Raw genomic sequence first — 25,386 nt, forward strand, 5'->3', positions numbered from 1 at the left:
ATTCTTTAACAAAAGAGGCCTCCGGCGGTTTGCGGAAGATCGTTCTTGCCTGTCCAGATTGCTCCCTCAATACGACACCGTAACGTCGAACCCCTCGCGGCGTGCCCGCTCCGCGATGGCGTCCAAATCCTCGGGCGAGACCTTGCGGAGCGACTTGAGCGGTGTCTCGCGGTCGATGGTGTAAATCATCACTTGCCGCGGACGGATTTGCTTCAACGCATTGAGCCAACCGGCAATCTCCTCTTCAGTTGTATTATCGAGCGAAACGCCGTCGCGCTCGCCACGCAGGAACATGGTCTGGATAATCACATTCCCTTCAAAGCGGCAGAGGTTTTTCAACAGTTTCTCGAAACAAAATCCCGGCTGGGTGGGATTGTCAATCTGGCGAATCCGCGCGTCGAGTACCGAATCAAGCTTCATGATATTATCTTCGATACGGCAAAGAGCTTGGAAAACATCCTCGCGGTCGAGCATGGTCGAATTGGAAAGCACCGCAATCTTGGCCGAAGGACAATGCTGGTCACGGATAGCTATTGTGTCGTCGATAATACCTGCAAAATCCGGATGGAGCGTCGGCTCGCCATTTCCGGCAAAGGTAATCACATCCGGAAGCAGCCCCTCCGCACGCATCGCGTCCAGTTTCCTGGTCAATTGCTCGCGTACCTCTTCGCGACGCGGCATCCGGCTGTGCGGACGACGGTCTTCGTTGAATCCGCATTCACAATACACGCAATTAAACGTACACAACTTCCCATCCGACGGAAACAGGTTCACGCCCAGCGAAACCCCCAACCGGCGGCTATGCACCGGTCCGTAAATAATTTCATCAAACAACAACATATCCTTTTTACATTTAAATCAAAGCAAAAGCCAGACAAAGATACGTCTTTCTCTTAGAACTTGTACCGCACCAGCAGAGATAAATCCGTTTTTTGGTTTCCGTCTATCTGCTCAGCGTCTGTTCCAATGGTTACACGATCCATTTGCCAAACATGCCCTATCTTGCCGGAAAACATCAAGTAGCGGGTGATATCCCACCGGAAAGTCAGCGCAGCCCGCACGCCTTTCCCATAGAAAGAGGGCATATAGAACGCATAGAGGATATTCTTCTCGTACGAATAAATACGAGTAGCATAACTATCGGTCTGGAACCAAGCCACATGCCAATCCATGCGAAAAGGCACGCGCGGAGGTTTCCATCCCGCACTTTGCGACACTTGCCAACCCTTATCCCCCGATACCAAACTCATATCTACCGCTGTCCGCAGATACCAAGCACGCTTTAATACATACGAAACCTGCCCACGCATACGCTCCGTGTTGCCAACTTCATCCTGCTCTTTACGTTTATAGCGTACATAAGCAGCGAGTTGTTCATTCGGCGTATAATCCAATCGTACCATATACTCTTTTCCTGTCGAAGGATAATTCACTTGATACTTCAACCAAGGAAAACGATAAAAATCCGCATACGCCGAAACTTTCCAATGACCGAAAGGCGTCCATTGTAATCCCAAATAGATACCTTGTTCATTCTCGACCGACGAATTCTGAGCAAACGCATTTCCAAACAAAGCTTGATAACGCCGGTCATAATACCGGTGCAAAACAAGGAAAGAAAAATAAGAGGCAGGCGTAAGAAGTAATGCATTTAAAGTAGCCATTGCTCCATTCCGAGACATAGCCGTCTCGCCATACAGCTTCCCCCACCGATTTCTCCACATATAATCCACACCGATGTTGAAATTGGATTTGCCCCGGAAAGCAAACCGATTATCTAATCTTTCTTGAGGATAAAAAACTTTTCCCCCGAACGTATAATAAAGTCCCGTTATCCCCACATGGAAATGAGGCTTAGCCCAGCGAAGATTCAAGCCCATGGCTTGTACATTTAACGCCCGTCTTTTCTCCCAATCACGGCGTAAACGATGCAATCCACTACTTTGGATGGAAGGAAACGTATCCCGCTCGATAGCCGCATCCTCTTTCCGATATGAATAGAAAAGGCTTGCTTCCATCTCTTTCCAAGCTAATGTAACCGCCGCACCCCGGAAGAAATCTTGCTCATTTGTGGAATAATGCCGCCGAAAACCATTATTCCTTCGCTCGGCTTGCGCCACCAAAGCGGAACGCCCCGGTGTGAAATCTTGGCTTACAATCAACCCTTGTCCGAAGGAAGCTTTATAATCACCCAAAGCTAGAGTTTTCAACACCCTCTGTTCTTTAAGTAGAAAATGAAAAGAATAGAAATCAACCCCCTTGTGTACATCTGTCCAGAAAGGTTCACCTGCATCTTTTTCTGCCACAAAACCCGCCTGAATACGGTCGTCGAACTGATACGCATAACGCAAAGAGAGGTAAAAAGGTTCGCCCAAGTATTTTCGATTTGGATATTTCGCCAAGATAGAATCAGAAAATGAACCATATCCTGCTTTTGATTGTAAACATCGGTCATATCTAAGTAATAATTCATTATGTCCATATTTCAACAGATTCTTCCACGTTATCCCGCGTTTTTCCACCCCTTTTTCAACGACTCTCACAAAGGGTAATACCAGTTGAATGGTTTGATAATCCCAACCCGTAATTCCTTTTAATTCATAAATAGAAACTAACCTATCCACCTGTTTCCGATAACGTAAGAACTGCGCGATTTGATAATCTGTCAAGAAAGGCAAACGAGCCAGTTGTTCACCAGTGACTTCATTTAAATCAAATGGATGTTCCGAAAGATTCGAAAGGTCGGCATAAAGAACTTCCAATTGCGCTTCGTTTTCCGAATCATCTGCCCAATCTTCAATATATTCTTTCCATTTATCAACCAAAATAGATTCCTGAGCATGAATCATATCACTAAAAATAAACCAGATTATACACATACTTATGAACCGCATTTTACACTCCTCCCATCAAAAAGAATAAGACAAACCTATACCTGAACTAATTCCCAACGTCGTATGCCAAATAGCCATAACATCGACTCCGAAGCGTTGCCATCGAAATCCTGCCCCGAAACTGGGAAGAAAAGGATGAGCCTGTATGCCGCCACGCAAGGCGAAATAATCCCAAACATAATATTCCATACCGAATCCTCCCTGTACCTGAATATTTTCTTCTATACCTACATAGCCTGTTATTAACAAGTTGTTTAAAACATACCAGTGAATACCAAAATCAACATTATATAATTGAAAATTATTGATACTTCTATCTTTAACTGATAAACGAATAGAGGGTAAATCACGCATAGAAACAGCTATAAGTAAATTTTCAACCGGACTATACACCATTCCTATATCTGTAGAAAGACGTGAAGGTGATTCTTCATACAATTCGGATTGAATCCAAGCATATTGAAAACTAATTCCCAAAGCCCACTGTGCATTTAAACGTTTGGAAAAAGCCACGCGTGCTAAGTTTTCCCTATACTGTTCATAACCAAACGACACGATTTGAACACCCGTTGATAAATAAGAATTTGGATATTGAAAACCTCCCTGAATCGTCCCTAATTCTTTTATTGCATAACGATTAAAATAATCAATAGAAAGAACAGAACCTGTGGAAAACTCGAGCATGGCAGGGTTGAAAAGATAAGAAAGTGTGACGCCATTTCCACCCATTGCACCGGAACGCATATCAGATATGCGCAACGAATTGGTTGCTCCCAAAGAAAATAGAGAAATGATTTCGAAGATAAAAATACATTTTTTCATAGCCTTACGGTTTTGAAGTTATTAATTCTGATTGCAAAGATAAATAATTCTTAGCGTTCTTTGTGCATACTTTCTCAACTTTGTCGCTAAATTTGCGCCCTATGAAACGTAAAATCCTACATTTCTTCCTTTTTATCTTCTTAGGATGTGTTTCTTTTTCGCTGAAAGGACAACAACCTCCTGTGAAGATGAACGTATTGCCTGAAGGATATTACCGGGCTACGGTAGAAGGAAAAGATACTTTGGCGGTTATCCGTTTGCGTTCGCTTTATGTGTTTCCTAAACCTCGTTTTCGAAATAAACGCGAAGCAGCTCGCTATTGGAAATTAGTACGCGACGTGAAGAAAACGCTTCCTTATGCCAAGATGGTGTACGATACGCTTATCGAAACATACGAATATATCGAAACCATGCCGGATGAAGCTGACCGACAGGCGCATCTCAAACGCATGGAAAAAGAACTCTTTGCAGAATACAAACCTCAACTGAAAAAACTTACCTTTTCACAAGGTAAATTATTGATAAAACTCATTGACCGCGAATGCAATCAATCCAGTTATCAACTGGTCAAAGCTTTCCTCGGTCCTTTTCGGGCAGGATTTTGGAACCTATTTGCCGGTATGTTTGGGGCGAGCCTTAAGATGGAATATGACCCACAGGGAAAAGACAAACAAATCGAACAAATTGTCCTCTTAGTGGAAAGCGGAGCTTTATAAACAGGTTAATTGTTGAAAGAAATCCCATATTACAATGCCAGCCGTCACAGAGACATTAAGCGAGTGTTTCGTCCCATATTGGGGGATTTCAATACACATATCACACCTATCCACCACGGTTTGTTGAACACCTTTTACTTCATTTCCCAATATCACTGCATACTTTTTGTTTTTATCCAACAAGAGGTTATCTAACATTACACTACCTTCCGCTTGTTCGATAGCACATACCGTATAGCCTGTTTGTTTTAAGTTTTCAACCGCTTCCAACGTATCGTTAAAATACTTCCAATCGACCGTTTCTTCCGCTCCTAAAGCTGTCTTGTGAATCTCGGCATGAGGCGGACAAGCCGTAATACCACATAAATAAATAGCTTCCACACGAAAAGCATCCGAGGTACGGAAAACAGAACCTACATTGTTCAAGCTCCTCACATGGTCAAGTACCACCACCAAGGGTATTTTCCGGCTCTCCTTGAAAGCTTCCGGTGTCAATCTGTTCAGTTCAGTTACTTTTAGTTTGCGCATCGTTCATAGATTTGTCATAAGAGTTAATAACCTATTTAAAACTCGTGCAAAGATAATGAAAAATAATCCTTGCACAATCCGTAATCTTACCTATACATGTTCCTTTTCTATATCTCCAAATAAACTGTCCACATTTTTATGACGAACTATTCACGTCCTCTTTCCACTACTTTTTCCTGCTTTACCGCCTCTTTTCTTATTCACATCCGGTTTATAAACGTATCCTTTCTTACCCTATCCAAATATTTCTTTTCCAATATTTAAGGAGATGAATAACTTGTTTATAAATATAGGAAAAAGAGGGTACTTCGTTTGATAACTAAACTACCAAACAAAATATCCGAAAAGTTTTAACACCATCAACCGACTTATATTATCATCTTTTTTAGTTTTAAAATTAAAAGAGAAAAAAGATATAGATATAATGATGTTGTGAATATCTTAACTGGTGAATTCGAGGGATAGAATAAAAAGTAAAAATAGACCCCAAAACGTTGGAAATGGAATTTCCATTGGAAATTAGGCTTCCCATCTCGTTGAAAGTGAAATTTCTGTCAGAAATTCCATTTCCAACGTTTTTGGAAAGCATTTTCTCATCGCGCGAGCCTATAAATCGCGATTTATATCTACCTTTGCAAGGTAATTGTAAACGTATAAGGCAATGGATATAAGGGAAGAAATAAATAAACTTCGGAAAGAAAAGAATGCAGTGATTTTGGCGCATTTCTACCAAGAGGCGGAGATTCAGGATATAGCCGATTTTGTGGGAGATAGCTTGGCGTTGGCGCAATGGGCGGAAAAGACGGATGCGGATGTATTGGTCATGTGCGGTGTGCATTTCATGGGTGAAACGGCCAAGATTCTTTGTCCGGAAAAGAAGGTGCTGGTGCCGGACGAAAAAGCCGGTTGTTCGTTGGCGGACAGTTGTCCGGCAGACGAGTTTGAATGCTTTATTCAAGAGCATCCAGGGCATACGGTTATTTCGTATGTCAATACGAGTGCAGCGGTCAAGGCATTGACGGATATTGTGGTTACTTCGAGCAATGCGCGGCAAATCGTGGAAAGCCTCCCGAAAGAAGAGAAGATTATCTTCGGTCCGGATAGGAATTTAGGAGGTTACATCAATGCATTAACGGGACGGAACATGTTGTTATGGCATGGAGCTTGCCATGTACACGAACAATTCTCGTTGGAAAAGATATTGGCCTTGAAGGAAACACATCCGTCTGCCGAGGTAATATGTCATCCAGAGTGTCGTAGATACATTGTAGAAATATCGGATTATGTGGGTTCGACAGCTGGATTGCTGAAACATGTCAAACTTTCGGAAAACAATGTTTTTATAGTAGCTACCGAGAGTGGTGTGCTTCACGAAATGCGTAAGGCTTGTCCGGATAAATTGTTTATCCCAGCTCCTCCCGAAGATGCCACATGTGCTTGCAATGAATGTAATTTTATGCGTATGAATACGATGGAAAAGCTTTACCAGGCTTTGTTGACGGAACAACCTGAGATTAAAGTAGACGAAGAAATACGCGAACGGGCGGTGCGTCCCATTCGGCGTATGTTGGAGATCTCGGCTCGTTTGGGGTTGTAATATATTATTATATGTGCGATAAAATCATTACTTTTGCAAGCTAAAAAGAATATATAAAAAGGTTGAACCAAATATGGAATATAATTTCAGAGACATTGAGAAGAAATGGCGTGAGTATTGGATCGCCAACAAGGTCTATCAGGTAGAGATTAACGAAAAGCCAAAGTATTATGTATTAGATATGTTCCCTTATCCGTCGGGAGCTGGTTTGCACGTAGGGCATCCGCTTGGATATATTGCTTCTGATATTTTTTCTCGCTATAAACGGTTGTGTGGCTTCAATGTGTTGCATCCGATGGGATACGATGCCTATGGTTTGCCTGCCGAGCAGTATGCGATTCAAACAGGACAACATCCGGCGATTACGACCGTAAATAATATCAACCGCTACCGCGAACAATTGGATAAAATTGGCTTCTCGTTCGATTGGAACCGCGAGGTACGCACTTGCGACCCCGATTATTACCATTGGACGCAGTGGGCTTTCCAGAAAATGTTTAATAGCTATTATTGCAATGGTTGCCAGCAGGCGAAACCTATCAGCCAACTTATCGAATATTTCGAAGAGAAAGGTACGGAGGGGTTGGACGTGGCTTGCACGGAGGAGCTGAGCTTCACGGCAGACGAATGGAAGGCAAAGAGTGAAAAAGAGCAGCAAGAGATATTGATGAACTACCGTATTGCCTACTTGGGCGAGACGATGGTGAACTGGTGTGCCGAGCTGGGTACGGTGCTGGCGAATGACGAGGTCATCGACGGTGTGTCGGCTCGCGGTGGATATCCAGTCGTACAAAAGAAGATGCGCCAATGGTGCTTGCGCGTATCGGCTTATGCACAACGTTTGTTGGATGGATTGGATACGGTCGATTGGACGGATTCGCTGAAGGAAACGCAGCGTAACTGGATTGGTCGTTCGGAAGGAACTGAGGTGCGTTTCAAGGTAAAAGATAGTGATTTGGAATTTACCATCTTCACAACCCGTGCCGATACAATGTTCGGCGTTACCTTTATGGTGCTGGCTCCGGAAAGCGAATTAGTTCCGTTATTGACAACTGAAGCACAGCAGGCAGAGGTAGAGGCTTATCTCGACCGTACGAAGAAACGCACTGAGCGCGAGCGGATCTCAGACCGAAAAGTAACGGGTGTGTTTAGCGGATCGTATGCCATCAATCCGTTTACTGGCGATGCCGTTCCTGTTTGGATTAGTGATTATGTATTGGCTGGCTATGGTACCGGTGCAATTATGGCGGTGCCTGCGCATGATAGTCGCGACTATGCCTTTGCCAAGCATTTTAACTTGCCGATTATCCCTTTGGTGGAAGGCTGCGATGTTTCGGAAGAGAGCTTCGATGCCAAGGAAGGTATCGTTACGAATTCTCCCAAGGCAGGCGTTACACCGTATTGTGAATTGAATCTAAATGGTTTGACGATTAAAGAGGCGATTGCCGCTACTAAGAAATATGTAAAGGAACACAACTTAGGTCGTGTGAAGGTGAACTACCGCCTGCGCGACGCTATCTTCTCTCGCCAGCGTTATTGGGGTGAACCGTTCCCGGTTTACTACAAGGACGGTATGCCATATATGATTGACGAGAGTAAATTGCCGCTTGAATTGCCGGAAGTAAGCCAGTTCAAGCCGACAGCAAACGGCGAACCTCCTTTGGGGCATGCAACGAAGTGGGCTTGGAATGTGGAGAAAGGTGAAGTTGTGGACAACAGCCTCATCGACAATAAGACCGTGTTTCCGTTGGAATTAAATACGATGCCAGGCTTCGCTGGTTCGTCGGCTTATTATCTTCGTTACATGGACCCGCACAATGACAAGGCGTTAATTTCGAAAGAGGCGGATGAGTATTGGCAGAATGTCGATTTGTATGTAGGTGGTACGGAACACGCGACAGGTCACTTGATTTATTCTCGTTTCTGGAATAAGTTCCTGCATGATTTAGGAATTAGCGTCAAGGAAGAACCATTCCAGAAGTTGATTAACCAAGGTATGATTCAAGGGCGTTCTAACTTTGTTTATCGCATCAAAGACACGAATACTTTTGTTTCTTATAATTTGAAAGATCAGTATGACGTGACGCCGCTCCACGTGGATGTGAATATCGTATCGAACGATGTGTTGGATATCGAGGCATTCAAGGCATGGCGTCCTGAATATAATAATGCCGAATTCATCTTGGAGGATGGCAAGTACGTTTGTGGTTGGGCGGTCGAGAAGATGTCGAAGTCGATGTTCAACGTGGTGAATCCAGATGTGATTGTCGAGAAGTATGGCGCGGATACATTGCGTCTGTATGAAATGTTCCTTGGTCCGATTGAACAATCTAAGCCATGGGATACGAATGGCATTGACGGCGTGCATCGTTTCTTAAAGAAACTCTGGGCGTTGTTCTATGGCAATCAGGATACGTTGCAGGTAACAGACGGTGAGCCGACAGCCGAGGAGCTAAAGTCGCTGCATAAGCTCATCAAGAAAGTAACGTACGACATTGAGCATTTCTCGTATAATACCTCTATCAGTGCTTTCATGATTTGCGTAAATGAATTGAGTAGCTTGAAATGCACGAAACGGGCTATCCTTGAACCGTTGGTTATCGTCATAGCTCCATTTGCTCCGCATATCGCTGAAGAGTTGTGGCATGAGTTAGGACACGATACGACTGTATGCGATGCTCAGTGGCCGCAGTATGATGAGAAGTATTTGGTTGAAAATACGGCGAACTACGCTATCTCTTTCAATGGTAAAGTGCGTTTCAATCTTGAACTTCCGGCAGATATGTCGAAGGAAGAGGTCGAGAAAACAGCTCTCGCACATGAATATTCGGCGAAGTGGCTTGAAGGTAAGAGTATTAAGAAAGTCATCGTCGTACCGAAAAAAATTGTCAATATCGTTTTAGGGTAATATTTTAAACACAGAGACGTGGAGACACAGAAAAATTTAATAGGTACCGTGTCTCTGTGCCTCTGTGTTTTATTTTTAATTATACAATTATGGGCTTTATCAAATCACAATTACGCAAATACGAAGTGCGGGATTATGCAGTCATCCTGTTTGGAACGTTACTCTATGGTTTCGGCTTCAATGGGTTTATCCTCTCGAATGAGATTGTAACGGGCGGATTGAGTGGTCTGTGTGCGTTGATTTTCTTTGCATCTGCTGAGACGATTCCGGTTTCAGTCTCTTATTTTGTCATTAATATCTTCCTCTTGGCTATAGCCTTGAAGATATTAGGTTGGAAATTTCTGGTGAAGACCATCTTTGGCGTATTTGCGTTGTCGCTTTCATTGTCGCTTTTCGAAAATGTACTCGATGGTCCTATCATCGAAGGTGAACCTTTTATGTCCATCATCATCGGTGGTGCACTCTGTGGAGCTGGGTTGGGATTGATTTTCTCATCGAATGGCAGTACGGGTGGAACCGATATTATTGGAATGATTATTACGAAGTATAAGAACATCTCCATCGGCCGTGCGATGCTGATGTTGGATTTCTTCATCATCGGTTCTTCCTATTTTCTCTTCCACGATGTAACGAAGATTGTTTTCGCGTTTGTTGAGATGGTTGTCAGCAATTACATGATAGATCAAATCGTGAATGGTAACCGCGAGTCCGTCCAGTTCTTCATCTTTTCAGAGAAATATGAAGAGATATGTGACCGCGTGATTCGTGATATGGATCGTAGTTGTACTATCCTCGACGGGCATGGTGGCTACACGCGGAAGCCTATCAAGGTGTTGCTGGTGATTGTTCGCAAGTCTGAGTCTGTCACCATCTTCCGCTTTATCAAGAGTATCGATCCAAAGGCGTTCATTTCTCAGACACCTACGCGCGGCGTGTATGGCGAAGGGTTCGACCCGATAAAAACATAGAATTTGTTCACCAGTTTAGATAGGCAAGGGTGTGTGCACGAACGTGTAACATACCCTTTCTTGTTCGTATAATGCCACATTCTTTATTCGAATGAGAAACACCGTATCAGGGTGGGGTGTTCAACCTGATCCAGATGGTGTGCTGCACCTGAACTCGATGGGGTATCATACCTGACCCTTTTAAGGTATCGGACGTGTAAGGAAGTCGCTCGTTCGGGTGAGTCAGTATTGTCTATTCGAGTGATTAGAAACGACGATGCTTAATGAAGAAGTAGAGTAGCGCCTTGAGGTGCAGCCAACTCATCTTAGAGAGGAACCGTTTGTTGGTTAGTTGCTGATAATCATGCTGGAATGCGTAGTTGGGTAGGTAATAGACGCGCCATCCTGCACGGTTTGCCCGCAGGCAATAGTCGGCATCTTCCGGACCGTAGAAGATATGTTCGTCCAGCAGTCCGATGTCTTCTACCACTTCGCGCCGGATGAGTTGGCACGCGCCGATAACGTACTCTACCTCGAATGGTTCGTTGCGTGCTATCTGCGTGTGGTAGAATTGCGACTCGTTGAGGCGGACAATCTGCCGGTCGAGTTGCTTCAGGAAAGGTATCGGTTTCAGCAGGGCGTGTAAGATGTTGAAGAGTTTGTAACGTGCGGTAGGGTGGTGGCGGCAACTCTCTTGTACCTGTCCAAGCGAATTGTACAGTTTACAGCCGCAGATACCGCAATCCGGGTGCGTATTCATAAAGGCAGACATGCCTGTCCATGCACTACGCTCGATGACGGTGTCAATGTCGAGAATCCAAATGAAGCGACCGGTAGCGAGTCTCAATCCTCGGTTGCGTGCCTTTGCTATACCCAAGTTTTGTGGGTTGCGATAAAGGCTGATGCGCTCCGATACATACGTTTCAAGGATAGTTAACGTTTGGTCGGTAGAACCATTGTCCACCATAATGACTTCATAATCGACCTCTTCGATTGCATTCAACAAGGAATTAAGGCAAGATTGGACGTACTGTTCGGAATTCCATGTAATCAATAGGACGCTCAGTTCTTTCATCTTTATCCAAATAGTTTAATCCATAATGCTTTTGCGGCCGCACGAAACTCACGGAAAGAGGAAAACTTCCGTATATTGTGCCAGATAAAGGCTGGCGACAGAAAGAACTGGAAGTTGTTCCAGAACAAGAGCTGCTCCATCTGTTTGGAGGAGAGATTAGGGTAGTTCAGAATAGAATTGCGCTGTACGTCTGTCGGCACATACTCGCCTCCTTCAATCCATCCGTTCGTCTTCGCCAACTCGTAGAACTCGGTCGCTGGGAAGGGAGAGACGATGTTGAACATGACTTGGTCTACCTTCAACGCCTTGGCTTTACGGAGTGTCTCGCGGATGGTCTCTTTCGTCTCCAATGGACTTGTACCTATGAGGATATTCAGCTTGACCGGCACGTCGTAGCGTTTCAGCAACGCGATGGCTTCGTAAATCTGTGCTTCAGTAATACCTTTCTTAATATATTTCAATATATCGTTGTTGAACGACTCGACTCCTAAATCCACATATTTACAGTCATATTCTTTCAACATAGCCGCCGTGTTTTCGGTGATGGCATCAACGCGCGCTTGGCAACCCCAGATGATACCATGCTTCTTCAGCGCTTCGCCAATTGCTTGCAGACGTTTTTCAGTTACGATAAAATTATCGTCCATGAATCCAATGGCTTTGAACCCTTGTGCGGCGCGTAGTTCGATTTCTTGGATGACGTTTTCTGTTGACCGGAAACCGACAGGCGGTTTCTTCCCATCATGTGCTTTTTTGTATTCAATCTCTCGTGCGAAGGTAAGCGAGCTCGGCACGCAATAGATGCAATGGAACGGGCAGTTCCGCGAGGTTACCATCGCCATATAAGGCGCGACTTTTAGTTTTGGGTTGAAAAACTCATAGCCATTGACGAAATGAATTGCGGGGAAGGGCAGTTCATCCAGATTTTGAATGAGCGGGCGCGGCGCGTTATGGATAATCGTATCCGATTCTTCGTCTCGGTAGGATATACCTTTGATTCCTTGCCAATATTGTTTGCTTCGGAGGTGTTCGACCAAATCACGCACGGTCTCTTCCGGTTCTCCACGTACGACAATGGATTTAGGATGCGTCAGGAGAGATTCCGTGAAATAGGTAGCGCCGGGACCTACGAAGATACACCACGCATCGGGATTCTGCTGATGAATGAATCGCTCCACCTGTGTATCCGTCGGGATAGACAAATTCACGGTCCAGAAAAAATAGGCATCGCTATCATCTTTGCGAAGGAAGTCAAAGCAGGCTTCTGATGTGGCGTTCTCCAATACAAAGTTTCGATAGCAGACATCCTCGCCGGTGTTCTCCAACAACGCGGCTACGGTTAGCTCGTATATATTTACCATATTATATACCACGCGCGTGCAGCCAGCCGTGCGTTCGGCGGGCTTATGGTTGTCTAACGACGGCGGGGTCAAAAAAGTTATTTTCATATCTATTTAAGTCTTATCACCATTCTCAGCGGCTAAAGATACGGAGAAATCCGATACGTCGGTTATTTTTTGCACGAAACTTTACAAATGGGACCCTCGGAAGGCGTCCTCCCGTCTGGAACGTTCCTTTTTTCTTTTCCTTTTGAGACATTCATTGAATTTCTCTATCGCCTCATAAAAATAAATAGGAAATAAAAAGAAGCGTTTTCTAAAACTAATCCTTACCTTTGTCTGTTGTAAAGATAAAGCGAAATAAATAGATTTAATAACTTATATAAATTAGAGAAACATGGAAAAAAGCATCAAAGGTACACGGACCGAACAGAATTTGTTGAAATCGTTTGCAGGCGAATCGCAGGCCAGAAGTCGTTATACATTCTTTGCCAGCGTAGCCAAGAAAGAGGGGTATGAACAAATTGCCGGCGTATTCATGGAAACGGCCGAACAGGAAAAAGAACACGCAAAACGTTTCTTTAAGTTCCTCGAAGGCGGTATGGTAGAAATCACCGCTTCTTATCCGGCTGGCATCATCAGCACGACGAAAGAGAACCTGGCTGCTGCTGCGGCAGGCGAAAACGAAGAATGGGCGGAAATGTATCCGGAATTTGCGAAAGTAGCCGATGAAGAGGGCTTTACCGAAATTGCTACGGCTTTTCGCATGATTGCCAAAGTAGAAGCTGAGCACGAAAAACGGTATCGCACGCTTTTGGCTCGCGTAGAAGCCGAGAAGGTGTTCGAGCGTGACGAAGCCATCCTCTGGCAGTGTCGCAATTGTGGATTTGTTATCGAATCGAAGAAAGCGCCGCAGAAATGCCCCGCTTGCTTGCATCCGCAATCGTTCTTCGAGCCGATGAAGCAGAATTATTAAACGAAAAGAAAAGGAGACCGTCAAGTCTCCTTTTTTTATAATTTTACCAATACAACACAATCCCTGCTACGCCGGCTATCAATATCATAAGGATGGGATGTACCTTGAATTTCCACGTGAGGATGAAAGCGGCGGCAAAGATAAGGAAGCTCTTGTAATCAATGAAATTCTCGTGGTTCATCAAAAGAAGTGCGGCAGCGGCAATGAGTCCGACAGTTACGGGACGTAGTCCGAGAAACGCTGCTTCTACATATTGGTTGTGACGGAACTTCGCGAAATAGTAAGAGATAAACAACACGAGAAGAAACGACGGCAGACAGACAGCAACAGTCGTCAGCACTGAACCGAGGATGGCGATTTCGGGCGGATAACCAGCGTTCAGGATGGCTGTATAGCCGATGTAGGTTGCGCTGTTGATGCCAATCGGGCCGGGTGTCATCTGCGAGATGGCTACGATATCCGTAAACTCTTGGAGCGAAATCCATCCGTAACGGTCCACCACGTCGGCTTGGATAAGTGAAAGCATCGCATAACCTCCGCCGAATCCTAAAATGCCGATTTTTAAATAAACGTATAATAGTTGGAACCAAATCATTTCTTTATTTTTAATCCATAATACAAACCGCCAGCGATAGCAGCTAAGATAATCCAAGCCGGAGAAATACCACCGAGCCAAATAAGCAAGGCCGCCCCGACGGGAATCACCAGTTGTTTGTGCGTTAATTTAATTGAGCGAGCCGCCGTGAGGCAAGGAACTACAATCAATGCGACTACGGCCGGGCGCAGTCCCTTGAAAGCCTTCTCTACCCATTCGTTCTCACGAGCATGGGTAAAGAAGAGGGCAATGGCCAAGATAATCAGGAAAGAGGGAAGAATCGTTCCTAATGCGCAACAGACGGCTCCCATTTTCTTTCGTAACCGATAGCCTACGAAAATAGAAATATTCACCGCGAAAATACCTGGCAACGATTGGGTGACGGCAAAGAGGTCGTAGAAATCCTCTTTGCTGAGCCAACCGCGGTCTACGATTTCGCGTTCGATGAGCGGAATCATCGCATAGCCTCCGCCAATGGTGAAGGTACCGATTTTAACGAACGTCAGAAACAGAGTCCAATACATTTCAATTATGGATTGACAAATTTACCGTTATGAATGACGGAGAATATAGTTATAAGCCGCATCGTCTTTCATTATGTTTAATGCCTTTTGATAGCTTTCATTCACATCGTTGATAATGTAGAAATAATCCGTCATCTCATAGAGATCGCGAGCTATCAACGCTTTTATCTGGAGCTTGATGAGCGGGAGCGAGCGGTTGTATTCCTCTTCTTTAAAGGCGATTTCTTTTTCGTCGGCCAAATCACGGAGATGGGTGAGGATTTCATCTGTTACTTCAAATTCCGTTTTATATTTTTTAGGCTTTTTATACGCCTTCATGAGTTCTTTTCGATGCTGGTCGAGATAATCCATCGCCACGCGGTTGACCAATCCTTTCGAGACTAAATCACGGTGATAATCCGAATAACGGGTCGTGTCGATCGGGATAAATACATCCGGCATGATACCGCCTCCGCCGTATACGGTGCGATGGTTCTGGAGCGTTTGATATTTCATCGAATCTGGGAAATGGATGCTGTCTGCGCTCATCAACTCACCCCGGTTATAACGGTCGATGAGGTCGTGGGCATAATCTTCCCCTTTGCCTTTCTCGTATGGTTTTTGAATGCAACGTCCAGTCGGTGTGTAATAACGGGCGACGGTGAGTCGAATCATCGAACCGTCTGGCAACGGCAAGGGACGTTGTACCAATCCTTTCCCGAAAGTGCGCCTGCCGATAATCACGCCGCGATCCCAATCCTGTACGGCACCTGCGAGAATCTCGCTTGCGCTGGCCGAAGATTCGTCCACCAAGATGGCCAAGCGTCCCTCTTCGAAATCGCCTTTGAGGGTCGAAATGGCATCTTGCCTTTTCTGTTTCGTGCCTTCCGTATAAACAATCAGTTTGCCTTTCGAGAGGAACTCGTCTGCCAATTCGATAGCGATGTTCAGATAACCGCCGCCATTCCCTTGCAGGTCGAGTATTAAGTTTTTCATTCCCTCTTTTTCCAGTTTCTTCATAGCTTCGCGAAATTCGTCAGTCGACGAAGCGGCAAAGCGGTTCAATTTGATATAACCTGTATTTTTATCTGCCATATAGGCCGCGTCGATACTATAGACTGGGATTTTTCCACGCGTAATGGTAAAGCCGAGTAGCTCCTTTTCGCCGCCTCGTTTCACTTTGATGCGTACTTCCGATCCTTTCGGTCCGCGGAGTCGTTTCATGATATCGGTCGTTTTCATTTTCACGCCGGCAATTACGGTGTCGTTTACTTCGATGATGCGGTCTCCAGCCATCAATCCGACCTTTTCGGAAGGACCGCCCGGCACTACTTGAATGACATACACCGTATCGGTGAGGAGATTGAACTGGATACCGATACCATCAAAGTTTCCTTCCAAAGGTTCCGTCAGTTCTTTTGTCTCTTCGGGGTCCGTATAAGTAGAATGCGGGTCGAGTTTTTCCAGCATACCTGTGATGGCGTCTTCCACCAGTTTCGTTTCGTCCGTCGGGTCGACATATAAGTTCGACACGGCATAAAGCGCTATTTGGAGCTTGCGCGCTTCCATATCCGGTTTTTGCGCCCATGCCGTAGCGCAGGCGATGCCCGTTAAAAAGATGAGTAAAATAATGCGTTTCATATTCATATCATGTTAGAAAAATATGTGTTCCTTCTATTTTCATTCTTTCAGGCAGAAAAGCAGAAACCTCTTTTCCAAAAAATAAGAGTTCGCGCACGGCACTGGAACTGATATGCGCGTATTGCGGTTCGGCAAGCAGGAAAACGGTTTCGATGCCGGTGAGTGTCCGGTTGACATCGGCGATGGTCTTTTCGTATTCAAAGTCGATAACCGAACGGATGCCGCGCAGAATGAAATCTGCTTCTACTTCGTGTGCCAAATCGGTGGTCAAGGTTTGGTAGCTACGTACTTCTACACGTGGATTGTCCGCATAAAGTTTTCGAATAACTGCCAAGCGTTCTTCCGCCGGGAAATAATTTTGTTTTTTCTCGTTGATGCCTACGGCGACGACCACCCGGTCGGCCAACGTCAGTCCGCGCTTCACCAGCGAATCGTGCCCGATGGTGAAGGGGTCGAACGAACCGGGGAAAAGCGCGATGCGTCCGTGTAGGTTCTTATCTGTTGTTTTCATCTGTTTTTCTATTTTTTTCTTTTCTATTCTGTTTTATCGCAGAAGCAACGCTTCTAGCGTGCCGCTGCGTAGCGTGAAGGAAGAAGCAACGCTTCTAGCGTGCCGCTGCGTAGCGTGAAGGAAGAAGCAATGCTTCTAGCGTGCCGCTGCGTAGCGCGAAGGAAGAAGCAACGCTTCTAGCGTGCCGCTGCGTAGCGTGAAGGAAGAAGCAACGCTTCTAGCATGCCGCCGTGCAGCGTGAAGGAAGAAGCAACGCTTCTAGCATGCCGCTGCGTAGCGTGAAGGAAGAAGCAACGCTTCTAGCGTGTCACGTGATAATATCCTCCTCGATGACCAGATTATCGATGATGAAATTCTGTCTTTCCATCGTATTTTTTCCCATATAGAATTCGAGCATCTCCTTGACGGCGTCTTCTTTCTTCATTGAGACGAGGTCGAGGCGGATGTCTTTACCAATAAAATGACGGAACTCGTCGGGCGAAATCTCCCCCAATCCTTTAAAGCGCGTGATTTCCGGATTCTTGCCGAGCGATTTGATAGCCGCCTGTTTCTCCTCCTCGCTATAACAATAAATCGTCTTTTGCCGGTTGCGCACGCGGAAGAGCGGCGTTTGCAGGATATAGACATGCTTCTGCTTAATCAAATCCGGGAAGAACTGAAGGAAGAATGTGATAAGCAGGAGGCGGATGTGCATCCCGTCCACATCGGCATCGGTCGCGATAATCACTTTGTTATAACGCAATCCATCCAATCCATCTTCAATATTCAAAGCCGCTTGCAAGAGGTTGAACTCCTCGTTTTCATACACGATTTTTTTCGTGAGACCATAACTATTGAGCGGTTTTCCCCGCAGACTGAACACGGCTTGGAATTTGGGGTCGCGGCTCTTGGTGATGGAACCGCTGGCCGAATCCCCCTCGGTGATGAATATACTCGTTTCTTCCGTCTTATCTCCTTTCGAGTCATTCAGATGAATGCGGCAATCGCGCAGTTTCTTATTATGGAGATTGGCTTTCTTTGCCCGTTCGCGTGCCAGTTTCGTCACGCCTGCGATGGCCTTGCGTTCCTTTTCCGAATCCTGTATTTTTTTTAGCAAGATATCCGAAGTCTCCGCGTCTTTATGTAGGTAATTATCCAGTTCCTTCTTGAGAAAATCGCTGATGAATTTAGCTACGGTCGGACCGTCAGGTCCCATATCTTTGGAACCCAGTTTGGTTTTTGTCTGGCTTTCAAACACAGGTTCTTCTACCTTAATGCTGATAGCCGCTACGATACCCGCACGGATGTCGGCATATTCGAAGTTCTTATTGTAATACTCCTTGACGACGCGCCCGATAGCCTCTTTGAACGCGGAGAGGTGCGTACCGCCTTGCGTGGTATGTTGTCCGTTCACAAACGAATAATATTCCTCGCCATATTGGTTGCTATGTGTAATGACGACTTCGATGTCTTCGCCCGTCAGATGGATGATGGGGTAAAGCGGTTCGGTCGTCATATTTTCGTTGAGCAAATCGACCAGACCATGGCGGGAATAGAACTTTTTCCCGTTATATAGAATCGTAAGACCGGAGTTGAGGAATACATAATTTTTTAATAGCGGTTCGATGAACTCGTCTTTGTATTCGTAGTTTTTGAAGATATCTTTATCGGGAATAAAATAGGTAGAAGTACCGTTGGGCTCGTCCGTCGGTTGAATAGCCGATTCTTCCGTGATAATGGCTTTGCTATATTCCACCCGTTTGCATTCCCCGTCTCGATAACTGGTGATGAGGAAATAACTGCTCAGGGCATTAACAGCTTTGATACCGACGCCGTTCAATCCCACGGACTTCTTGAAAGCTTTACTATCGTATTTCGCGCCGGTATTCATCTTGCTCGATACATCCACCACTTTACCTAATGGAATGCCACGCCCATAATCGCGCACGGATACGGTACCCTCTTCCACAATGACCTCGATGGTCTTGCCAAATCCCATCATATATTCATCAATGGAATTGTCTAATACCTCTTTCAGGAGGACATAAATGCCATCGTCGGCCGAATTTCCATCACCCAGCTTTCCGATATACATGCCCGGACGCCGGCGGATATGCTCCATCCAATCAAGCGTCTTGATGTCTTCATCACTATAGGAAGCGGAGTTGGAATCAAATGTCAAATGCTCATTATCCATTTATTTTTTTAATTGTCAATTGTCTATTTTCTTGATAAACGCCCGCCGCGTTTTATGATGTTCGCGCTTGAAATAATTCCATTGAGCTTGTACGGCATTATTGTTTTCCAACTCCGGATTGCTTTCAGCATAGATTACACCTAATCGGTTGTAGACTGGAATCAAATCGTTGAACAGAAGTGCATTTACACCCTTGCTTTGGTATTCAGGCAAAACGCCGGTCAGGTATAAATCCACTACTTTGGGTTTCGACTTTAATGCCTTTAATAGATGAATCCATCCGAATGGGAACAAATGTCCGTTTGCCTTTTGCATCGCTTTCGAGAGGCTGGGAAGCGAAATGCCAAATCCGACCACTTCATCGTCTGCATCCCGCGTAATGACCGTCACCAGTTCATAACGCAACATCGGGATATACATATTGATGTAATAATCGATTTGCTTCTCTGTCAAAGCCGAAAAGCCGTAAAGGGGCTCGAAGGCGGCATTCAACGTATGAAATATCTTATGGGCATACGGCATGACCTCTTCTTTGTTTTTAAACTTGCGGATAGATAATCCATATTTCTTCCGTACGATTTCGCCGATGCGTTGATGTTTTTCCGGAATACCTTCGCGCGGGACGAATATCTTAAACTCATGCCAATCTTGGTCTTTTTCGAATCCCATCCGCTCCATGTGTTTGGGATAATAGGGATAATTGTAGATAGTAGCCATCGTGCCTAATTGGTCGAAACCCTCAATCAGCATGCCTTCATGGTCCATGTCGGTAAATCCCATCGGACCATGCAATTCCGTCATGCCTTTTTCTTTTGCCCAAGTGATAACAGCTTTAAACAAGGCATCCACTACTTCCGCGTCGTCAATAAAATCCACGAACCCGAAGCGAGCGCGTTTCTCTTCCCATGCCTCGTTACTTCCCCGGTTGATGATACCAGCAATGCGTCCGGCTATTTTCCCCTCTTTATAGGCTAGGAATAGGATAGCGTCGCACACTTCAAATGCCGGATTCTTTTCCTTGTCCAGCGTCATCATCTCTTCTTCAATCAAACACGGAACGTAATAGGGATTGCCCTTATACAAATCGATGCTGAACTTCACGAATTGCTTCAGTTCTTTACGCGTTGTTACTTCTTTTATCTGTATGCTCATTTTCGATTTTCTGCTTTGAAGAGACAAAGTTAGGTATTTTTTCGGAGATATGGCGGACATAGTTAGGATTTTCGCCCAGAAAAAGTATATGCATTCTTTCCTGTAGAGTGAAAAATTCATCGTTTATAGATGTAGGATTTATAGGCGTCAACGGACACATTTATGCCTGTAATTGGACACATTTATAAGTGTTTTTTCTTTTTTATCGGGAGAAAAACGGAGAAAGCATGAGAATATTGGAGAAAACATACTACCTTTGTAGGGAAGGATATATCTTATCTCGCTATTTTTAGCGAGCTGACAAACTTTATACAACGATTGGATTATGACAAAAAAGAATAGCAAAAAGAAAAATAAACGGACGAAAGACGATGGCAAACGAATGAAAAAGAAAGAGATGCTGCGTCTTGTCATGACGGCTTTCCAACGTTCTCCGGGCTTAATTATGAATTATAAGCAGGTGAGCAAGCAGATAGGAGCCGAAAACCAAGTGCAGAAACTCCAAGTGGCTTCGTTGCTGGAGAAAATGAAAGAGAGTGGTATTTTGAAGGAGGTGGATCGTGGGCGTTATCAATATAATCGCGTGGTGACGGAATTGATAGGTACGTTTATACGCCGGAGCAACGGACGTAATTCTTTCCTTCCCGACGATGGGAGCGTGGCGGTAGCTATTGCCGAACGTGATTCGGCGCATGCCATGGATGGCGATAAGGTGCGTGTCCAGCTTTTTGCCCGCCGGAAAAACCAAGAACCTGAGGGTGAAGTAGTCGAGATTTTGGAATCGAAAGAGCGTGTCTTCGTGGGTAAACTCCAAGTGCAAAACGGGCTTTCTTTCTTGATAACCGAAGACCGTACGTTGGCAAACGATATCTTTATTCCGCGCGATAAATTGAATGGCGGGAAGAACGGCGAAAAGGCGGTGGTTCGTATCCTCGAATGGCCGGATAATGCCAAGAATCCGTTGGGCGAGGTGATTGATATTTTAGGACAATCGGGTGATAATGATACGGAAATGCACGCTATCTTAGCAGAGTTTGGTTTGCCTTACCGTTATCCAGCCAATGTAGAACGGGCGGCTAACCGTATTCCGGAAAAAATCTCGAAAAGTGATTTGAAAGACCGTGAGGATTTCCGCAAGGTATTGACTTTCACCATCGACCCGAAAGACGCAAAGGACTTCGACGATGCCCTTTCTGCCCGCCAGCTGGAAAATGGAAATTGGGAAGTGGGTGTGCACATTGCCGATGTAACGCATTATGTGAAGGCGGAAAGCATCATTGATAAAGAAGCGGAATCACGTGCCACGTCGGTTTACCTTGTCGATCGTACCATTCCGATGCTCCCGGAGAGGCTTTGCAACCAGATTTGTTCGCTTCGCCCAAAGGAAGAGAAGCTATGCTTTTCCACGATATTCGAGCTGAATGCTGAAGCGGAAATCATCCATTCCCGTATTTGCCGGACGGTGATTAAAAGCGACCGCCGTTTTACGTATGAAGAGGCGCAACAGGTCATCGAGACAGGGCAGGGCGATTGTAAGGAGGCTATTCTTGCTCTCAATAGTTTAGCGCAAAAACTTCGGGCTAAACGATTTATCCATGGAGCCATTAATTTCGACCGGTATGAGGTGAAGTTTGAAATTGATGAAAAGGGCAAGCCGCTTCGTGTCTATTTTAAAGTCTCGAAAGAGGCGAACAAACTTATCGAGGAGTTTATGTTGCTGGCGAACCGTACGGTGGCGGAATTTGTGGGTAAAGTTCCACGTGGAAAAACGCCGAAAGCTTTTGTGTATCGTGTACATGATTTACCCGACCCGGAAAAGATGGAGAACTTCGCCACCTTTATCCGTCGGTTTGGTTATCGTTTCCGCACGGAGGGAAAGAAGACAGATATTTCGAAAGGCATTAATACGCTTCTGGATGAGGTGCAGGGCAAACCGGAAGAAAACCTTATCGAAACCGTTGCTATCCGAGCGATGCAAAAGGCCAAATATTCGACCGATAACATAGGGCATTACGGACTTGCATTCGATTATTATACGCACTTTACGTCGCCCATTCGCCGCTATCCGGACATGATGGTGCATCGCTTGTTGGAACGTTATTTGGCGGGTGGGCGAAGCGTGGTAAAAAAGAAATACGAGAAGCTTTGTGAGCATTGTTCGGCGATGGAGCAAGTAGCGGCCAATGCCGAGCGGGCAAGCATCAAATATAAACAGGTGGAATTCATGAGCGATAAGCTCGGGCAGGTGTTTGATGGCGTGATTTCGGGCGTGACAGAATGGGGCATTTACGTCGAATTGAATGACAACAAATGCGAAGGCCTCGTCCCGATGCGCGACCTCAACGACGATTACTACGAGTTCGATGAAAAAAGTTATTGTCTGATCGGCCAACGTTCGAAACGGCAATACCGGCTGGGCGACCCCATCACCATCCGCGTGGCCAATGCCAATTTAGCCCGTAAACAATTGGATTTCCAGTTGGTGAAATAATGGAGATGATGAGAAAGTAGTGAAGCCTCACTTCATAATGTTATGAAGGCCTTCTTCATAACGTTATGAAGGATCTCTTCACAGGATTACGAAGGTATTAAAGTATGAATTTAAATTCTCAGCAAATATCCAACCCCTTTCAGGTTCTCAATTTTCACCTGTTCGTCTTGGCTTAACGCTTTTCGCAAAGCGCTGATGCAATTGTTCAAGCTATCATCTGCCGAATCTCCTTTCCATACTCTTTGTAAAATGGTATTTTTATTGACCACTTGGTTTTTATGTTCCAATAGCAGGTACAGCAATTGAAATTCTTTGGGTTTTAATTGTGTTGCCTTTTGCTCGGGACGGAATACCAACGCATGGGTTTCTATATTCAGCAAATAATTTCCTAACGTGTAATGAGCAGGTTGTGTTTCCGCATTGGCATCCGGAATCCATCGTTGGATAAGGGCTAAGATTTCCTGTATCTGATACGGCTTTTTGATGTAATAATCCGCTCCGGCAGCAAGGCATGCGCTTACCTCTTCACCTTCCGTATGCGATGTAGCAATAAACACTTTTACCGTAGAGAATTCAGCCTTTAACCAAGGAATGGCTTCTCGGTTGTTTTGGCATCCTACTTCTAAATCTAACAAAATCAAATCCGGCTGGAAAGAAATGACGTTAGGCCGCAAGTTGATTAAAGAATTATTAAACAAGACCTCCATGCCAGCTTCCTCCAATCCGCGTGTAATCAAAGAACCCAGCAGCATATCGTCTTCTACAAATAATACCTTCTTCCCCATATCATCCTACTTTTCCTAATTCTACATAAAAGACAGAACCTTGCCCCTCTTCGCTTTGGAAAGCAAAGTGGCCTTTCAGTTCTTTACAAAGCAATATGACGCTGCTCAGTCCGATACCTAATCCTTTTCGTTCAGGCTTATTCTTATTTTCAATGCGGTAAAACTGTTCGCCCAACCGTTTTTGGGCTTTCTTGGGAATGCCCCAACCCGTATCGCGCACAGCAATTTGGATCCGGTTTTGCATATGTTTCAATGAAACGGTAATCTTTACGCCTTCGTCGGAATATTTCAAGGCATTCTCCAACAAATTGCGCAGGCAACGAGCAACGCGGACACCATCTGTAGCAAAATAACTAATTCCTTCCGGATTCAAGATTTCAAAATGGTATTTCTTTTGCGGATACAATGATTTTACCTCTTGTTCGCATTGCCGGATTGTCTCCGGTAAATTCACTTCGGATATGTTTAGCCGGTTTTGTCGCTTTAATACGCTGAGCATCGATTCGATAATCGTCACTAAACCTTGTACTCGTTTCTTACTTTGTGGATAGTAAATCGAGCAATTGCGCGTCTTTTGTGTGCGTTTCCAGGTAATCCACAATGGTAAATACATTGATTAAAGGAGCCTTCAAATCATGAATCGCTACATGGACTATTTTCTCGCGTTCTTTTAATTCACGTTTAGCGCGTTGCAAAACGATAAACTGATAGTACATGCAATAAACCAGCAGAATAGCCATTAGTACGGAAGTTATCCAAATAAAAGCCATCTGTTGCAATACGGCTGCAGGTGGAATTTGCATTTTCCCTTGAACGAACAGTTGTCCCTTCGTCCCAATGGGTTTCATATCAGTCTTTGCATACGGCAAAAATAAATAGGCTTGTTCCGTGCCCACCGTTTCTTTCACCTTTTTATCCGCATCATATAAATATAAAGTATAACGGACTTGCGAAAGCCCTGCTTCCGCCAAATTAGACTGGAAAAGGCTGTCTAAAGTGTGCATTCGGATAAATAATCCTCTTTTAATGAGATTATCTTGCAAGGTTTGTGTGAATATTTCGGACATAGTTTCTCCGATATTTACTTTGGGCTTCTTTAAGTGAAATTGTATCCAAACCTTCTTTTTTCATTTCTTCTATACTGGGAGGCATCTTAACTATTTTAGAGACAAACTTCGGATTATCTTTGTCCTTATAATTTCCTATCCTGCGTGTAGTTACTTCAACCTGAATAGCATGTGTTAACATCTCATCTACATCAGAAGTAATTTTCCTTATCTCTGCATTATAAGATGTTATAATCCAAATAGATTGCAACACAAATAATGCTACAAGACCTATTATAAATATGTATGTCGCTTTCTTCATTCCGTTATCTTTTCGGGCAAAAGTAATAATTTTCTTTGAATATTAGGATTTTGTGAGAATAAAATGAGAATTTTATTATGTAACCGACTTTACTTTGCAGTGTAATTAAAAATAAGAAGATTATGATAGACGAAAAAGATTTAGAGGTAATATCTCAAAGTGAAATGGAAGCCCTAAAAGGGGGATATTGGGTTTATATTGAAGAATATGACGAATATATCTGGATTCCAGATGTTCGATAATTCATTATTAATCTGATTATTTTATGGCCGGCACAAAATAATGCAGGACTTGTGGCTGCGTAATCCACAAGAGCGGAGACCGAAAAGCTTACGAGTAGGTATGATAAGTAAAAATGAGC

The 25,386-nt window shown here is 44.6% G+C and carries 22 protein-coding genes; 6 read left to right on the top strand and 16 right to left on the bottom strand.

Translation table 11 applies throughout. The features are described 5' to 3' along the window. Positions 1 to 66: 66 nt before the first annotated feature. From B5F77_RS04685 to B5F77_RS04695, 3 genes are read right to left on the bottom strand one after another with little or no spacing between them, the layout of a single operon-like run. The gene (locus B5F77_RS04685; RefSeq protein ID WP_087328393.1) at positions 67 to 840 is read right to left on the bottom strand and encodes a radical SAM protein; all 774 of its coding nucleotides are present in this window, start codon (positions 838 to 840) and stop codon (positions 67 to 69) included. Between the two features lie 53 nt (positions 841 to 893). Next, positions 894 to 2,879 carry a helix-hairpin-helix domain-containing protein gene (locus tag B5F77_RS04690; protein WP_239445732.1) on the bottom strand — a complete coding sequence of 662 codons (1,986 nt, stop codon included), beginning with the start codon at positions 2,877 to 2,879 and terminating at the stop codon, positions 894 to 896. A 30-nt stretch (positions 2,880 to 2,909) separates the two neighbouring features. After that, positions 2,910 to 3,716: a hypothetical protein gene (locus tag B5F77_RS04695; RefSeq protein ID WP_087328400.1), complete on the bottom strand. Its 807-nt coding sequence runs from the start codon at positions 3,714 to 3,716 to the stop codon at positions 2,910 to 2,912. 101 nt (positions 3,717 to 3,817) lie between these two features. On the opposite strand from B5F77_RS04695, the gene B5F77_RS04700 reads away from it, so the two are divergent. Further along, positions 3,818 to 4,432: a DUF4294 domain-containing protein gene (locus B5F77_RS04700; protein WP_087328404.1), complete on the top strand. Its 615-nt coding sequence runs from the start codon at positions 3,818 to 3,820 to the stop codon at positions 4,430 to 4,432. On the opposite strand, the gene B5F77_RS04705 is transcribed toward B5F77_RS04700, so the two are convergent. Further along, on the bottom strand, positions 4,427 to 4,960 hold the full coding sequence (locus B5F77_RS04705; RefSeq protein ID WP_087328406.1) for an RNA methyltransferase: 534 nt from the start codon (positions 4,958 to 4,960) through the stop codon (positions 4,427 to 4,429). The genes B5F77_RS04700 and B5F77_RS04705 overlap by 6 nt on opposite strands. A gap of 661 nt (positions 4,961 to 5,621) precedes the next feature. On the opposite strand from B5F77_RS04705, the gene nadA reads away from it, so the two are divergent. The 3 genes from nadA (at position 5,622) to B5F77_RS04720 (ending at position 10,433) form a co-directional block, all read left to right on the top strand. Further along, positions 5,622 to 6,557: a quinolinate synthase NadA gene (nadA, locus tag B5F77_RS04710; RefSeq protein WP_087328410.1), complete on the top strand. Its 936-nt coding sequence runs from the start codon at positions 5,622 to 5,624 to the stop codon at positions 6,555 to 6,557. A gap of 73 nt (positions 6,558 to 6,630) precedes the next feature. Next, positions 6,631 to 9,465: a leucine--tRNA ligase gene (gene leuS, locus B5F77_RS04715; RefSeq protein WP_087328413.1), complete on the top strand. Its 2,835-nt coding sequence runs from the start codon at positions 6,631 to 6,633 to the stop codon at positions 9,463 to 9,465. A gap of 89 nt (positions 9,466 to 9,554) precedes the next feature. Continuing rightward, a complete protein-coding gene (locus B5F77_RS04720; protein WP_087328414.1) occupies positions 9,555 to 10,433 on the top strand; it encodes a YitT family protein in 879 nt (292 codons plus the stop codon). 244 nt (positions 10,434 to 10,677) lie between these two features. Here the strand turns inward: B5F77_RS04720 and B5F77_RS04725 are convergent, their stop codons facing one another. After that, complete coding sequence (locus B5F77_RS04725; RefSeq protein ID WP_087328417.1) at positions 10,678 to 11,487, bottom strand: glycosyltransferase family 2 protein; 810 nt, start codon at positions 11,485 to 11,487, stop codon at positions 10,678 to 10,680. Between the two features lie 2 nt (positions 11,488 to 11,489). Further along, positions 11,490 to 12,935 carry a radical SAM protein gene (locus B5F77_RS04730; RefSeq protein ID WP_087328420.1) on the bottom strand — a complete coding sequence of 482 codons (1,446 nt, stop codon included), beginning with the start codon at positions 12,933 to 12,935 and terminating at the stop codon, positions 11,490 to 11,492. A gap of 289 nt (positions 12,936 to 13,224) precedes the next feature. Between B5F77_RS04730 and rbr the strand changes: the two genes are divergently transcribed. After that, entirely contained in the window at positions 13,225 to 13,803 is a 579-nt protein-coding gene (gene rbr / locus B5F77_RS04735; protein WP_087328422.1) for a rubrerythrin, read from the top strand. Positions 13,804 to 13,846: 43 nt separating this feature from the next. On the opposite strand, the gene B5F77_RS04740 is transcribed toward rbr, so the two are convergent. The 6 genes from B5F77_RS04740 to B5F77_RS04765 all read right to left on the bottom strand — a co-directional run bounded on the left by B5F77_RS04740 (position 13,847) and on the right by B5F77_RS04765 (position 20,381). Next, the gene (locus tag B5F77_RS04740; RefSeq protein WP_087328424.1) at positions 13,847 to 14,398 is read right to left on the bottom strand and encodes a chromate transporter; all 552 of its coding nucleotides are present in this window, start codon (positions 14,396 to 14,398) and stop codon (positions 13,847 to 13,849) included. Beyond that, positions 14,395 to 14,922, bottom strand: coding sequence for a chromate transporter (locus B5F77_RS04745; RefSeq protein ID WP_087328427.1), 528 nt, complete (start codon positions 14,920 to 14,922; stop codon positions 14,395 to 14,397). Before B5F77_RS04745 ends, B5F77_RS04740 begins: the two co-directional genes overlap by 4 nt. Before the next feature lie 27 nt (positions 14,923 to 14,949). Further along, positions 14,950 to 16,542: a S41 family peptidase gene (locus B5F77_RS04750; RefSeq protein ID WP_087328545.1), complete on the bottom strand. Its 1,593-nt coding sequence runs from the start codon at positions 16,540 to 16,542 to the stop codon at positions 14,950 to 14,952. A 7-nt stretch (positions 16,543 to 16,549) separates the two neighbouring features. Next, complete coding sequence (gene coaD, locus B5F77_RS04755) at positions 16,550 to 17,053, bottom strand: pantetheine-phosphate adenylyltransferase (RefSeq protein ID WP_087328429.1); 504 nt, start codon at positions 17,051 to 17,053, stop codon at positions 16,550 to 16,552. A 307-nt stretch (positions 17,054 to 17,360) separates the two neighbouring features. After that, complete coding sequence (locus B5F77_RS04760) at positions 17,361 to 19,229, bottom strand: DNA topoisomerase IV subunit B (RefSeq protein WP_087328432.1); 1,869 nt, start codon at positions 19,227 to 19,229, stop codon at positions 17,361 to 17,363. Between the two features lie 15 nt (positions 19,230 to 19,244). Further along, positions 19,245 to 20,381: a hypothetical protein gene (locus B5F77_RS04765; protein ID WP_087328435.1), complete on the bottom strand. Its 1,137-nt coding sequence runs from the start codon at positions 20,379 to 20,381 to the stop codon at positions 19,245 to 19,247. 325 nt (positions 20,382 to 20,706) lie between these two features. On the opposite strand from B5F77_RS04765, the gene rnr reads away from it, so the two are divergent. After that, entirely contained in the window at positions 20,707 to 22,872 is a 2,166-nt protein-coding gene (gene rnr, locus B5F77_RS04770) for a ribonuclease R (RefSeq protein WP_087328438.1), read from the top strand. A 110-nt stretch (positions 22,873 to 22,982) separates the two neighbouring features. Here the strand turns inward: rnr and B5F77_RS04775 are convergent, their stop codons facing one another. The 4 genes from B5F77_RS04775 to B5F77_RS04790 are packed head-to-tail and all read right to left on the bottom strand — an operon-like array spanning position 22,983 to position 25,025. Then, positions 22,983 to 23,657, bottom strand: coding sequence for a response regulator transcription factor (locus tag B5F77_RS04775; RefSeq protein WP_087328440.1), 675 nt, complete (start codon positions 23,655 to 23,657; stop codon positions 22,983 to 22,985). Between the two features lies 1 nt (position 23,658). Beyond that, complete coding sequence (locus B5F77_RS04780; RefSeq protein WP_087328443.1) at positions 23,659 to 24,270, bottom strand: HAMP domain-containing sensor histidine kinase; 612 nt, start codon at positions 24,268 to 24,270, stop codon at positions 23,659 to 23,661. After that, positions 24,194 to 24,724 carry a hypothetical protein gene (locus B5F77_RS04785; RefSeq protein ID WP_162607952.1) on the bottom strand — a complete coding sequence of 177 codons (531 nt, stop codon included), beginning with the start codon at positions 24,722 to 24,724 and terminating at the stop codon, positions 24,194 to 24,196. Before B5F77_RS04785 ends, B5F77_RS04780 begins: the two co-directional genes overlap by 77 nt. Beyond that, the gene (locus B5F77_RS04790) at positions 24,690 to 25,025 is read right to left on the bottom strand and encodes a hypothetical protein (RefSeq protein ID WP_087328449.1); all 336 of its coding nucleotides are present in this window, start codon (positions 25,023 to 25,025) and stop codon (positions 24,690 to 24,692) included. Before B5F77_RS04790 ends, B5F77_RS04785 begins: the two co-directional genes overlap by 35 nt. Positions 25,026 to 25,386 lie beyond the last annotated feature (361 nt).

The organism is Parabacteroides sp. An277, assembly GCF_002159645.1.
Taxonomy (GTDB): Bacteria; Bacteroidota; Bacteroidia; order Bacteroidales; family Tannerellaceae; genus Parabacteroides.